Below are 13,270 nucleotides of genomic sequence, written 5' to 3' on the forward strand. Positions count from 1 at the left end.
TGATCGTTCGCACTGCCTAGTCTGGTCGCCATCCGCCAACGCCCTGCAAGGACGTGAGCCATGTCAGTGCTTTCGCTGTGCCGTTGCCGGCATCCCCGTTCCTTCCCGACACCCGCGCGCGCCTGACGTCGCGTCGCGCCGTATCGCGTTGCAGTCCATTCGTTAGATCCACCCTGCCCTCCACACCCGACCGCCCAAGGAAACCTGTCCATGACCACCGAATCGAAGTGCCCGTTCCACCAGACCGCCGGCGGCGGTACCGGCAACCGCGACTGGTGGCCCAACCAGCTGCGCGTGGACCTGTTGAACCAGCATTCGTCGCGTTCCAACCCGCTGGCGCCCGACTTCAACTATGCCGAGGCCTTCAACAAGCTGGACTACCACGCGCTGAAGAAGGACCTGCGCGACCTGATGACCGATTCGCAGGACTGGTGGCCGGCCGACTTCGGTCACTACGGCGGCCTCTTCATCCGCATGGCCTGGCATAGCGCGGGCACCTACCGCATCCAGGACGGACGTGGCGGCGGCGGCCGCGGGCAGCAGCGCTTCGCGCCGCTCAACAGCTGGCCGGACAACGTCAGCCTGGACAAGGCGCGCCGGCTGCTGTGGCCGATCAAGCAGAAGTACGGCCAGGGCATTTCCTGGGCCGACCTGATGATCCTCACCGGCAACGTGGCGCTGGAGACGATGGGTTTCCGCACGTTCGGCTTCGGCGGCGGCCGCGAGGACGTGTGGGAACCCGACCAGGACGTGTACTGGGGCCGCGAGACCACCTGGCTCGGCGGCGACATCCGCTATGCGCACGGTTCGGAGGGCGTCGAGAAGCCCGGCGACAAGGGCGTACTGGTCTCCGATGACAACGCCGACGGTGATGTGCATTCGCGGCGCCTGGAGAATCCGCTGGCCGCGGTGCAGATGGGTCTGATCTACGTGAATCCGGAGGGTCCGGACGGCAATCCCGATCCGCTGCTGGCGGCCAAGGACATCCGCGACACCTTCGCGCGCATGGCGATGGACGACGAGGAAACCGTCGCCCTGATCGCCGGCGGCCACACCTTCGGCAAGACCCACGGTGCCGGCCCGGCCGACAACGTCGGCGCCGAGCCCGAGGCCGACGAACTGGAGGCGCAGGGCTTCGGCTGGCACAACAAGTTCGGCAGCGGTCGCGGCGGCGACACCATCACCTCGGGCATCGAGGTGACGTGGACGCAGACGCCGACGCTGTGGAGCAACAAGTTCTTCGAGAACCTGTTCGGCTTCGAGTGGGAACTGGAGAAGTCGCCGGCCGGCGCGCACCAGTGGGTCGCCAAGGACGCGCCCGAGGACGTGCCGCACGCGCACGACAAGACCAAGAAGCAGCGTCCCAAGATGCTGACCACCGACCTGTCGCTGCGCTTCGACCCGATCTACGGCCCGATCTCCAAGCGCTTCCTGGAAAATCCGCAGGCCTTCGCCGAAGCCTTCGCCCGCGCCTGGTTCAAGCTGACCCATCGCGACATGGGGCCGCGCGCGCGCTACCTGGGCCCGGAAGTGCCCAAGGAAGAACTGGTCTGGCAGGACCCGCTGCCGAAGGCGGATTACGCGGCGATCGACGCCGGCGATATCGCGGCGCTGAAGCGGAAGATCGCGGACTCGGGCCTGTCCGTGGCCGAACTGGTCTCCACCGCTTGGGCATCGGCCTCCACGTTCCGCGGCGGCGACAAGCGCGGTGGCGCGAACGGCGCGCGCATCCGCCTGGCGCCGCAGAAGGACTGGGAGGTCAACCAGCCCGCGCAGCTTGCGAAGGTGCTGAAGGCACTGGAACGCATCCAGATGGAGTTCAACCTGGACGCGTCCGGCGGCAAGAAGGTCTCACTGGCCGACCTGATCGTGCTGGCCGGCGGCGTCGGCATCGAGCAGGCGGCGAAGGCCGGCGGCCACGACATCAGCGTGCCGTTCCGTCCCGGCCGCACCGACGCGCGCGCCGACCAGACCGACGTGGAATCGTTCGCGGTGCTGGAGCCGTTCGCAGATGGCTTCCGCAACTACCTCAAGGGCCGCTCCGCCGTGCCCGCCGAACACCTGCTGGTGGACCGCGCGCAGTTGCTGACGCTCACCGCGCCGGAAATGACCGTGCTGGTCGGTGGCCTGCGCGTGCTGGGCGCGAATGCCGACGGCGGCGCGCACGGCGTGTTGACCGCCAAGCCCGGCACGCTGAGCAACGACTTCTTCGTCAACCTGCTCGACATGGGCACGGAGTGGAAGGCCACCGGCGCCAACGGCTACGAAGGCCGCGACCGCAAGACCGGTGCGGTGAAGTGGACCGGCACGCGCGCGGACCTGGTGTTCGGCTCCAACTCGGTGCTGCGTGCGCTGTCGGAGGTCTATGCCAGCCAGGATGGCCAGGCGAAGTTCGTCGGCGATTTCGTCGCCGCCTGGACCAAGGTGATGGAACTGGATCGCTTCGACCTGGCGTGATGCCGCGCGGTATGACGGAGGTCCGCCTGCCGGCCGGGCCGGCGGACCATCCCGGGTCCGCCGGTCGGCGGCCGTTATTGTGAGGCGGCGATCACATAATTTGGCGCTAGGATGGCCGACGCCACTATCACACTCGTCCAGGAGGACGGCCGCACGATGAGCAACCAGTCACTCGCAGAAGAACTCTTCGCCCAACTGCAGGGCGCACCGTTGCAGCAGGTATCGCAACAGCTCGGCGTGGGGCAGATGCAGGCCTCCGGCGCGGTCGCCGCGGCCCTGCCGTTGCTGCTGGGTGCGCTGGGCAAGAACGCCGCGCAGCCGCAGGGCGCCGAAGCCCTGTTCGGTGCCCTGCAGAAGGATCACGCCGGCCTGGACTTGGGCAGCGTGCTCGGTGCGGTACTGGGCGGCGGCTCGGCGCCCAGCCGGCAGACCGATGGCGGCGCCATCCTCGGGCACATCTTCGGCGGCGCGCAGCCTCGCGCCGAAGCCAGCCTCGGCCAGGCCACCGGCCTGGGCGGCGACAAGTCGGCGATGCTGATGAAGATCCTCGCGCCGATCGTGCTGTCGTTCCTGGCCCAGCGTTTTCTGGGCCAGGGCAATGCGAATCCGAGCGCGCTCGGCCAGGTGCTCGGTCAGGAACGGCAGGTCGCGCAGCAACAGGGCGGACTGGGCGGCGGCCTGCTGGGCGCCGTGCTGGATCAGGACGGCGATGGCCAACTGGGCCTGGGCGACATCCTCAAGATCGGCAGCGGCATGCTGGGCGGCGGACGCTGATCCACGTACGCACACCGGGACGGAAACGAAGAAGGGCGCCGCTGGCGCCCTTCTTCATGTGGACACGCTACAGCGCGTCGATATCGCCCAGCGCACGGATCAGCCGGCGTGCCCGCTTGTCCGGACGCGACTGCGGTGCCTGGTAGCCGGCGCGCTCGGCCTGCCGTGCCGCCAGCGCGGCCAACCGCCGCGCACGCGCATCTTCCGACTCGCGATACAGCTGCTGCGCCACCGCCGCCGGACCCCGCTTGTCGCTGAGCGCCCGCACTTCGATCTCGAACACGTCGTCGCCCCGCGTCACCACCAGCGTGTCACCCACGCGCACGGCGCGCGACGACTTCGCGCGCTGTCCGGCCGCATCGACCTTGCCGGTCTCGATGGCCTGCTTGGCCAGGCTGCGGGTCTTGAAGAAGCGGGCCGCCCACAACCACAGATCCAGGCGGACGGACGCATCGGCGGATTCGGTCATCGGAAGACGGAAACAGTCGCCTCAGGGGAGGCGTGACGGGACGACGGGAAACGGAAGCTCGGCCTTGTGCTCGTGGGCGCGCTGGCAGGCCTTGGACATGTGGAAATCGCGCGCCGCCTGGCGCTGGGTGGGGCTGGCGTCCTTCGGCATCGGCTGCGACGCGGCGGCGCGGGCTTCATCGGCACACCAGGCGAAAGGCGCTGCGGTGTACGGATCGTTGGCCGCCATCGGATCGCTCGCGCATGCCGGCAGCAGCAGGGCCGCCAACAGGGGCGACAGGATTCGCGTCAGGCGCATGGCGTTCTCCTTTCCATCGCGGTGGGCGCAAGTCTGCACCGAAACGCGCCCGGCGGAAACGCAAACGGCCACCCGAGGGTGGCCGTTCGTGCGACGCGCGTGGGCCGGAATTACTCGGCGGCAGCCGCGGCGGCAGCGGCCTGGCGGGCTACCTTGGCGGCGGCGTTCGCGGCCAGGTCTTCCTTGATGCGGGCAGCCTTGCCTTCCAGTTCGCGCAGGTAGTACAGCTTGCCGGCGCGGACCTTGCCGCGGCGCTTCACTTCGACCGAGTCGATGGAGGCGCTGTGGGTCTGGAAGACGCGCTCGACGCCGTAGCCGTGCGAGATCTTGCGGACGGTGAAGGCGGAGTTCAGGCCGGCGTTCTTCTTGGCGATGACGACGCCTTCGTACGCCTGCACGCGCTCGCGGTTGCCTTCCTTGACCTTCACGTTGACCACCACGGTGTCACCGGGGCCGAACGCGGGCAGCTCGCGCGTGATCTGGGAGGCTTCGAATTCCTGGAGGAGCTTGCTCATGTTGGCACCAATGCTTGTATGCGTGATCGTGTCTTGCGACAGCGGAAACTGATGCAGTCGCCGGATTGCGCTGCACGATATTGTTATGGGATCCGGGGGCGAGAACCGCCCAAGGGTCGCGCATTCTACCGGATTCCCGGACGGGCTGGCTACCCTGCCCCGTCCGTCCCCGCCAGACCGGCACGGAAGGCCGCCAGCAGGGCCTGGTCGGCCTTGGACAGGGCGGTTTCGTCCAGCAGGTCCGGCCGCCGCAGCCAGGTCCGGCCCAGCGCCTGCTGGCGCCGCCAGCGGGCGATCGCGGCATGGTCGCCGGAGCGCAGCACCGCCGGGACCTCACCCCACGGGTGACTGGATGGGTGGGTGAAATGCGGGCAATCGAGCAGGCCATCGCCCTCGAAGCTGTCCTGCACGGCCGAATCGGCGTCGTTCAGCGCGCCCTCCTGCAGGCGACCGACGGCATCGATGACCACCGCCGCCGCCAGCTCACCGCCGGACAGCACGTAGTCGCCGATGGAGATCTCCTCGTCCACTTCGGCGTCGAGGAAACGCTCGTCCACGCCCTCGTAGCGTCCGCACAGCAGGATCATCCGCGGCAGCGCGGCCAGTTCGCGCGCCTTCTTCTGCGTCAACGGCGCGCCCTGCGGGCTCAGGTAGATCAGCGGCGCCGGCGCGGGATCGGCGGCGCGGACCGCCGACAGGCAGGCCTGCAGCGGCTCGATCATCATCACCATGCCGGGACCGCCGCCGAACGGACGGTCGTCCACGCGGCGATAGCCGCCGCTGGCGTAGTCGCGCGGATTCCAGCCATGCAGCGACAGCAACCCGCGCTCCTGCGCCCGCCCGACCACGCCCACGGCCGCCGCCTGGGCGATGAACTCGGGGAATAGGGTCATGACGTCGATGCGCATTGGGAGAATGGGGAATGGGGAATGGGGAGAAGCTACAGCATGGATGGACGCGGAAACGACGCGTCGCCGCTTTCACTATCCTCTATTCCCGTCTCCCGATTCCCCGCCTCTCAGAATTCCGGATCCCAGTCCACGGTGACCACGCCCGCCTCGAAATCCACCGAGCGGACATAGTCGGGTTCGACGAACGGGATCAGGCGCTCGCGGTCGCCGCGCGCCACCAGCACGTCGTTGGCGCCGGTGGAGAACAGGTGCGAGACGGTGCCGAAATCGGTGCCGTCGGCATTGACCACGCGCAGGCCTTCCAGATCGACCCAATAGAATTCGCCTGCGCTCGGCGGCGGCAGCGCGGAACGGGGGACGAAGATCTCCAGCCCGCGCATCGCTTCCACTTCATCGCGGTCTTCCACGCCCGGCAGCGTCGCCACCAGGTGCTTGCCCGAGGCCTTGCCACGCGCACCGCTGAACTCGCGCTCGGCGCCGCTGGCGTCGCGCAGCGTCCACGGCTGGTAGCGGAAGATGGCGTCGCGCGGCTCGGTCCAGGATTCGATCTTGATCTGGCCGCGCACACCAAAAGCGCCCAGTAGCCTTCCCAGCAGAATCATCTTCTGCGGGGTCGGTGGGCGCTCGGTGTCCATGCGAACGGAAGGCCGCGCGGTCGGCGCGGCCGAAGCCATCAGGCCGCCGGAGCGGTCTTGACTTCCTTGTACAGGTTGCGGACCTTTTCGGTCAGCTGCGCACCGTTGCCGACCCAATGGTCCACACGGGCGATGTCGAGTTCGACGCGCTTCTCGGCGCCAGCGGCGACCGGGTTGTAGAAGCCCACGCGCTCGATGTTGCGGCCGTCGCGCGCGCTGCGCGAGTCGGTGACGATGATGTGGTAGAAGGGGCGCTTCTTCGCGCCGCCGCGGGTGAGACGGATCTTGACCATGGTGTTTTCCAGTGTTGCCCAGTCGCCAGAATGGCGAGGTAAGCCGGCTATTCTAAGCCATTGAATCCGTCAGGAAAACCCCGCCCCTGCCAGTGACCGCGCAGGTCAGGCCAGCGGCTCCCACGGGACGGACGCCAGAGCGTCCGCCAGCGTCGCCATCAGGGCGGTATCAGCGCCCCATGCGACAGCGTCCACCGCGACCACGGGCTGCACGCCACTGGCATTGCAGGCGAAGCCCGCCCGGTAGCGATCCAGTTCCCCCCGCATGACCGGCACGTGCCGCTGCGGGATACCCGCCCGGCCCAGCGCCTGCTGCAACAGCCGCTCGGCGGTGCCGCGCAGGGCCGGCCCCTCGGGCCAGACAATCGACTCGCCATCCCACAGGCCCAGGTTCCAGATCGAGCCCTCGACCACCTGCCCTGCCGGATCGACGAACAACGCATCGTCGAAACCGTCGGCCAATGCCTGCCGACGGTAGTGGAACAGAGGGAACGTGCCCACGTGCTTGTAATGCGGCAGCGGGCGCACGAACGGATACGACTTCACCCGCAGCGCCGGCTTGTCGCGGGATGCAGGCGGCGACAGCGTCACCAGCACGTCGGGCTGAACGTCGCGCGCGGGATCACGGTAGTCGAAGCGCGTGGAGAACACGGTGATGCGCACGGAGGCATCGCCAAGACCGGCCTCATGCAACGCGTGTGCGGCCTGCTTCAGCGCATCGTCGCCGTCGAGCCGCGTGCCGAACAGCGCCTGCGTCGCCTCTTCCAGCCGCTGCCGATGCAACGCCCGGCCCTGCACGGCGCCGTCGCGCACCTGCATCGAGGTGAAGTGGCCGTAGTTGGCCAGCGCCAGCGCGCGCAGGTCGTCGGCGGTGGCCGGTTTGCCGTTGAGGAAGGCGGAGGTCATGCGGCGCCTGAATCTTTCAATGTAGGAGCGACGTGAGTCGCGACCGAGAGAACGAAAGCGCCATGGAGGCCGGCGGCATCCGGTCGCGACTGACGTCGCTCCTACAGTGCTTCACCGACTCACCGGAACGGCATGCCGCCACGCCCGCCCATCATGCCTTTCATGTTGCGCATCAGGCCCTTCATGCCGCCGCCGGCCAGCTTGCCCATCATCTTTTCCATCTGCTGGTACTGCTTCATCAGCTTGTTGACGTCGGCCGGCGTCAGTCCCGCGCCCTTGGCGATACGTGAACGGCGCGACCCGTTGAGCAGCGCGGGGTTGCGGCGCTCCTTCTTGGTCATCGAGTTGATGATGGCGATCATGCGCGGCACTTCCTTGCCCTGCTGCACCTGCTGCTTCACGTGCTCGGGGATCTGGCCCATGCCCGGCAGCTTGTCCATCAGGCCGCCGATGCCGCCCATGTTCTGCATCTGCTCCAGTTGGTCGCGCATGTCGTTGAGGTCGAACTTCTTGCCTTTGATGACCTTGGCGGCCAGCTTTTCGGCCTTCTCGCGATCGACGTTCTGCTCGACCTGTTCGACCAGCGACAGCACGTCGCCCATGTCGAGGATGCGGGCGGCCACGCGCTCGGGGTGGAACACGTCCAGGCCATCGGGCTTTTCGCCCACGCCGATGAACTTGACCGGCTTGCCGGTGATGTAGCGCACCGACAGCGCCGCACCGCCGCGCGCGTCGCCGTCGGTCTTGGTCAGCACCACGCCGGTCAGCGGCAGCGCCTCGCTGAAGGCCTTGGCGGTGTTGGCCGCGTCCTGGCCGGTCATGGCGTCGACCACGAACAGCGTCTCCACCGGCTTGACCGCCGCATGCAGCGCCTTGATCTCGGCCATCATCGCTTCGTCGATCGCCAGGCGGCCGGCGGTATCGACGATCAGCACATCGACGAAGGACTTGCGCGCGTCGTCGATGGCGGCGCGAACGATGGCTTCCGGCTTCTGCCCCGCATCGGACGGGAAGAACAGCACGTCCACCTGCTGCGCCAGCGTCTTCAGCTGCTCGATGGCGGCGGGGCGGTAGACGTCCGCGCTGACCACCATCACCTTCTTCTTGCGCTTCTCGCGCAGGTGCTTGGCCAGCTTGCCGACGGTGGTGGTCTTGCCCGCGCCCTGCAGGCCGGCCATCAGGATGACCGCCGGCGCCGGCACGTTGAGGTTCAGGTCGCTGGCCTGCGAGCCCATCACCGCAGTCAATTCGTCGCGGACGATCTTGATCAGTGCCTGGCCCGGGGTCAGCGACTTCAGCACTTCCTGGCCGACCGCGCGCACCTTGATCCGCTCGATCAGCGCCTGCACCACCGGCAGGGCCACGTCGGCCTCCAGCAGGGCGATGCGGACCTCGCGGGTGGCCTCGCGGATGTTCTCCTCGCTCAGGCGGCCGCGGCCGCGCAGGCGCTCGATGGTGCCGGAGAGTCGCTGGGTCAGGGATTCGAACATGGGGCAGGCAGGACCAGAAAAACGGACGGGAAGTATAAGCGGTCGCGCCGCAGCCGCCCCTGCTGCCGGCCGCCCCGCTGTGCGACACTTCTGCGATGACAGTCATTCTCATCGCCGTCGCGCTCTACCTGCTGGCCGCCGGCCTGCTGGTCCGCTCCGTCGCCCGCGACACCGGCCATGCGCCGCGCCCGTGGGTCTGGCCGGCGCTGGGCGCGGTGGTCCTTCACGGCACCTACCATCTGCTGGTCGCCTGGCGTACGCCGGGCGGACCGGACATGCATTTCTTCGCCGCACTGTCGCTGGTCTCGCTGGGCATGGCGGTGATGACGCTGCTGGTGGCGATCCAGGGCCGCATGGCCGCGCTGGGCGTGATCGCCTTCCCGCTGGCCGCCGCGTTGCTGGCCACCTACCACGTCTACGGCCACCAGGCCACGAACGGGCTGGACTGGCGCCTGCAGCTGCATGCCTGGCTGGCGCTGCTGGCCTACGCCGCGCTGGCGATCGCCGCGCTGCTGGCGGTGATGCTGTGGGCGCAGGAACGCGCCCTGCGCCGTCGCGAATTCCATCTTTGGCTGCGCGCACTGCCGCCGCTGACCGAACTGGAAGACCTGCTGTTCCGCACCATCACGGTCGGCTTCATCCTGCTGACCGCCACGCTGCTGACCGGCGTGCTGTTCGTCGAAAACTTCCTGATCCAGAAGCTCACCCACAAGACCGTGTTGAGCGTGCTGTCGTGGCTGGTCTTCGGCGGCCTGCTGGTCGGCCGCTGGCGTTACGGCTGGCGCGGCGCCAAGGCCGTGCACTGGACGCTCACCGCCATGGCGCTGTTGCTGCTGGCTTTTTTCGGCAGCAAGTTCGTGTATGAAATGGTGTTGAGGCGGGCCTAACCGCCTGTTTTCAATGTGGGAGCGACGTCAGTCGCGATCGCACGGCTGGCACGCGCGACACTGTTCCCGGCGGACTCGATCCTACAATCGCGACTCACGTCGCTCCCACAACAGCCGCGCGCGCCCTACTCCGCCGCGGCTTCCAGCGCCTGCGACAGTCGTTCCACGGCCACCACCTCCAGCCCCTTGAACGTGCCCGACTTCGGTGCGTTGCCCTTGGGCACAATGGCGCGCTTGAAGCCGTGGGTGGCGGCTTCGCGCAGGCGCTCTTCGCCGTTGGGCACGGGGCGGATCTCGCCGGACAGGCCCACTTCGCCGAAGGCGATGGTCTTCTCGGCCAGCGGACGGTCGCGAAGAGAGGACAGCACGGCCAGCAGCACCGGCAGGTCGGCCGCGGTTTCCTGCACGCGGATGCCGCCGACCACGTTGACGAACACGTCCTGGTCGCCCACCACCACGCCGCCGTGCCGGTGCAGCACGGCGAGCAGCATGGCCAGCCGGTTCTGCTCCAGACCCACCGCCACGCGGCGCGGGTTGGACAGCGGTGAGCTGTCGACCAGCGCCTGCACTTCCACCAGCAGCGGGCGCGTGCCCTCGCGGGTGACCATCACGCAGCTGCCCGGCTGCTGGGCGCTGCCGGACAGGAAGATCGCCGACGGATTGGGCACTTCCTTCAGGCCCTTTTCGCCCATCGCGAACACGCCCAGCTCGTTGACCGCGCCGAAGCGGTTCTTGAAGGCGCGCAGCACGCGGAAGCGGCTGCCGCTCTCGCCTTCGAAATACAGCACCGCGTCGACCATGTGTTCCAGCACGCGCGGACCGGCGATGCCGCCCTCCTTGGTGACGTGGCCGACCAGGAAAACGGCCGTGCCGGTCTCCTTGGCGTAGCGCACCAGCCGGGCGGCGCTCTCGCGCACCTGGCTGACGGAGCCGGGGGCAGCGGTCAGCGATTCGGTCCACAGGGTCTGCACGGAGTCGGCGACGATCAGCTTGGGCCGCGCCACCGAGGCGTGCTGCAGAATGGTTTCGATGCCGGTTTCGGCCAGTGCCTGCAGGTTGTCCAGCGGCAGGTCCAGGCGCACGGCTCGGCCGGCGACCTGGGCCAGCGATTCCTCGCCGGTCACGTACAGCGCCGGCAGGTGGGCCGACATGCGGGCCACGGCCTGCAGCAGCAGGGTCGATTTGCCGATGCCGGGATCGCCGCCGACCAGCACCACGGCGCCTTCCACCAGGCCGCCGCCCAGCACGCGGTCGAACTCGCCGATGCCGGTGCTCACGCGTGCCTCTTCGCTGTGGCGCACGTCCTTCAGCGCGGTGATCTTCGGCGCCTCGGCCTTGCCCGCCCAGCCGCTGCGGCGAGCGGCGGCGGGCGCGCCGGCGGCGGTTTCCAGCACGATCTCGCTGAGCGAATTCCACGCGCCGCAGTCGGCGCACTGGCCCTGCCATTTGCTGTGGTCGGCGCCGCATTCGGTGCAGACGTAGGCGGTACGTGACTTGGCGGAGGTCTTGGCCACGGGCATCTCGACGATCAAGGACGCCCACTGTATCCGGCCGGTGTCGCGCATGGCGAGACACCCCTTCGCGGCGCAAGCGAGGCACGCGCGGCAACCCCCACGCAATGCGTGGCAATGGCAAGACGCGCTGAATCGCAGGCATTCACCGCGTACATCGCCGACGCCTCCGCACGCACCGCGTGCAGGAAAACCGCAGGAAAGCGGACTTCCCGTGCGACGTACGGTTGTCCGTCGCCATGACAGGCGCGCGTTGCCCCTTACGCGACACCTTGCGAGCGCGGCTGCGTGCGCCGTCACGAGTCGCACGCGACGCCGGGGATTGCAGCCCCTGCCTGTCCCCCGGCGTTCCATTCAAGGAATCAGGAGATTCACCATGGCCGTGAAGAAGACCCCCGCAAAGCATGCGTCCGCACCTGCCACGAAGGCTGCCCCCGGAAATCCCGGCAAGCAGCCAGGCCCCGATTCGGGACATGCCTACGGCAAGTGCAGCTACAGCTACGGCGCCTCGCCCGCCAGTTGGCCGCAGCATGGCTACGACCCCCGCAACGAAACGCCACCGCCCAAGGGGCCGGTGTTCGATCCGGGCCGGTTCGGCCGCATGTTCCCCAACTTGCCCGGCCTGGTGGTCGACGATGCCGCGCTGACCGCACTGGGCAATGCGATGCGCGATCCCTCCGGCGCCGACCCCACCCGCGACAACCCCGGCATTCCCTCCGGCTTCACCTACCTGGGCCAGTTCATCGACCACGACATCACCTTCGATCCCACCTCGATGCCGGAAGTGCTGGTGGATCCGCAGGCGGTCTTCAATTTCCGCACGCCCAAGCTCGACCTCGACTCGGTCTACGGCACCGGCCCCTCCACCCAGCCCTATCTGTACGAGCCCGGCCGCCGCAAGCTGCGCGTGGGTGCCACGCAGACCGGCGGGGGCGATGCGACCATCCCGCCCGACATGCCCAACGACCTGCTGCGGCTCAATGGCACCGCCGTGATCGGCGATCCGCGCAACGACGAAAACCTGGTGGTCGCGCAGACCCATCTCGCCTTCATCAAGCTGCACAACAAGTGCGTCGACAAGCTGGAAGCCGAAGGCTTTCCGCAGACCGGCCTGTTCACGGAGGCGCGCAAGCTGGTGACCTGGCATTACCAGCGCATGGTGATCGACGACTTCCTGGCCCGGCTGTGCGATCCCGCCGTGCTGGCCGACGTCGTGCAGAACGGGCGCTCGTTCTTCGACTTTGCCGGCGAAGCGTTCATGCCGGTGGAGTTCTCGGTGGCGGCGTACCGCTTCGGGCATTCGCAGGTGCGCAATGCCTACAACTACAACCGGGTGTTCCGTTTCGGCGGCGTCACCCCGGCCACGCTCGCGCTGCTGTTCCAGTTCAGCGGCGTATCGGGTCGCGGTTCGACCGACGACATTCCGGTGCCGAGCGACTGGATCATCGACTGGCGCCGCTTCTACGACCTGCCCGGCGGTGGCGTCACCCCCGATGCCACGCGGAAGATCGATCCGCTGCTGGCCGAGGAACTGCATGGCCTGCCCAACGGCGCCGGCTCCCTGCCCGTCCGCAACCTGATGCGCGGCGTGCGGATGGGCCTGCCCTCGGGCCAGGCGGTCGCGGCGACCATGCAACTGACCCCGCTGACCCCGCAGGAGCTGGGCAGCGGGCCGGACGGCCAGGTGCTCATCGCGCAGGGGCTGGGGAGCAACACCCCGCTCTGGTACTACCTGCTGAAGGAAGCCCAGGTACAGCAGAACGGCGACCGCCTGGGCCAGGTGGGCAGCCGGATCGTGGCCGAGACGTTCATCGGCCTGCTGGACAGCGATGCGCTGTCGTTCCGCCGGCAGAACCCGCTGTTCGAGCCTAGCCTGTTCAAGCCCGGCGCCACGCCCACGGCCGCAGGCAAGTACACGATGGCCGACCTGCTGACCTTCGTGGACGAGATCAACCCGATCGGGGACTGAGCCGGCGGGCCGTGTGACCTGAAAGCAGAAGGGCCGCCCCTGCGGGCGGCCCTTCTGGTACGTCTGGTGCCGGAAATAGGAATCGAACCTACGACCTACGCATTACGAATGCGCCGCTCTACCAACTGAGCTATTCCGGCGGAGCCGCGAATTTTA

Annotated in this window: 13 protein-coding genes and 1 tRNA gene; 4 read left to right on the forward strand and 10 right to left on the reverse strand. The window is 68.3% G+C overall.

The window, feature by feature from the left end; genetic code table 11:
- The first annotated feature begins 210 nt into the window (after positions 1–210).
- Together katG and MMG85_RS09195 are read left to right on the forward strand one after the other, a co-directional pair.
- Complete coding sequence (gene katG / locus MMG85_RS09190; RefSeq protein WP_241045770.1) at positions 211–2,457, forward strand: catalase/peroxidase HPI; 2,247 nt, start codon at positions 211–213, stop codon at positions 2,455–2,457.
- 111 nt (positions 2,458–2,568) lie between these two features.
- Positions 2,569–3,231: a DUF937 domain-containing protein gene (locus MMG85_RS09195; RefSeq protein ID WP_241045771.1), complete on the forward strand. Its 663-nt coding sequence runs from the start codon at positions 2,569–2,571 to the stop codon at positions 3,229–3,231.
- 67 nt (positions 3,232–3,298) lie between these two features.
- Here MMG85_RS09195 and MMG85_RS09200 read toward each other — a convergent pair whose 3' ends face one another.
- The 8 genes from MMG85_RS09200 to ffh form a co-directional block, all read right to left on the reverse strand.
- A complete protein-coding gene (locus MMG85_RS09200) occupies positions 3,299–3,700 on the reverse strand; it encodes an RNA-binding S4 domain-containing protein (protein WP_241045772.1) in 402 nt (133 codons plus the stop codon).
- A 21-nt stretch (positions 3,701–3,721) separates the two neighbouring features.
- Positions 3,722–3,997 carry a hypothetical protein gene (locus tag MMG85_RS09205; RefSeq protein ID WP_241045773.1) on the reverse strand — a complete coding sequence of 92 codons (276 nt, stop codon included), beginning with the start codon at positions 3,995–3,997 and terminating at the stop codon, positions 3,722–3,724.
- 110 nt (positions 3,998–4,107) lie between these two features.
- On the reverse strand, positions 4,108–4,512 hold the full coding sequence (rplS, locus tag MMG85_RS09210; RefSeq protein WP_241045774.1) for a 50S ribosomal protein L19: 405 nt from the start codon (positions 4,510–4,512) through the stop codon (positions 4,108–4,110).
- Between the two features lie 149 nt (positions 4,513–4,661).
- Positions 4,662–5,420 (reverse strand): tRNA (guanosine(37)-N1)-methyltransferase TrmD, encoded by a 759-nt coding sequence (trmD, locus tag MMG85_RS09215; RefSeq protein ID WP_241045775.1) that lies wholly within the window; start codon positions 5,418–5,420, stop codon positions 4,662–4,664.
- Positions 5,421–5,530: 110 nt separating this feature from the next.
- The gene (gene rimM / locus MMG85_RS09220) at positions 5,531–6,058 is read right to left on the reverse strand and encodes a ribosome maturation factor RimM (RefSeq protein WP_241045776.1); all 528 of its coding nucleotides are present in this window, start codon (positions 6,056–6,058) and stop codon (positions 5,531–5,533) included.
- Between the two features lie 38 nt (positions 6,059–6,096).
- Positions 6,097–6,351: a 30S ribosomal protein S16 gene (rpsP, locus tag MMG85_RS09225; protein WP_055935613.1), complete on the reverse strand. Its 255-nt coding sequence runs from the start codon at positions 6,349–6,351 to the stop codon at positions 6,097–6,099.
- Positions 6,352–6,456: 105 nt separating this feature from the next.
- Positions 6,457–7,257 carry an aminotransferase class IV family protein gene (locus tag MMG85_RS09230; RefSeq protein WP_241045777.1) on the reverse strand — a complete coding sequence of 267 codons (801 nt, stop codon included), beginning with the start codon at positions 7,255–7,257 and terminating at the stop codon, positions 6,457–6,459.
- A 119-nt stretch (positions 7,258–7,376) separates the two neighbouring features.
- Positions 7,377–8,747, reverse strand: a complete 1,371-nt coding sequence (gene ffh, locus MMG85_RS09235; RefSeq protein ID WP_241045778.1) for a signal recognition particle protein — start codon at positions 8,745–8,747, stop codon at positions 7,377–7,379.
- Between the two features lie 95 nt (positions 8,748–8,842).
- Between ffh and ccsA the strand changes: the two genes are divergently transcribed.
- Entirely contained in the window at positions 8,843–9,634 is a 792-nt protein-coding gene (gene ccsA / locus MMG85_RS09240; protein ID WP_241045779.1) for a cytochrome c biogenesis protein CcsA, read from the forward strand.
- 125 nt (positions 9,635–9,759) lie between these two features.
- Here ccsA and radA read toward each other — a convergent pair whose 3' ends face one another.
- A complete protein-coding gene (gene radA, locus MMG85_RS09245; protein ID WP_241045786.1) occupies positions 9,760–11,154 on the reverse strand; it encodes a DNA repair protein RadA in 1,395 nt (464 codons plus the stop codon).
- A 367-nt stretch (positions 11,155–11,521) separates the two neighbouring features.
- Between radA and MMG85_RS09250 the strand changes: the two genes are divergently transcribed.
- The gene (locus tag MMG85_RS09250; protein WP_241045780.1) at positions 11,522–13,114 is read left to right on the forward strand and encodes a heme peroxidase family protein; all 1,593 of its coding nucleotides are present in this window, start codon (positions 11,522–11,524) and stop codon (positions 13,112–13,114) included.
- Between the two features lie 64 nt (positions 13,115–13,178).
- Here the strand turns inward: MMG85_RS09250 and MMG85_RS09255 are convergent.
- Positions 13,179–13,254 (reverse strand) — tRNA-Thr (locus tag MMG85_RS09255).
- Positions 13,255–13,270: the final 16 nt, after the last annotated feature.

The sequence above is a fragment of the Pseudoxanthomonas sp. LH2527 genome, from assembly GCF_022539275.1.
Classification (GTDB): domain Bacteria; phylum Pseudomonadota; class Gammaproteobacteria; order Xanthomonadales; family Xanthomonadaceae; genus Pseudoxanthomonas_A.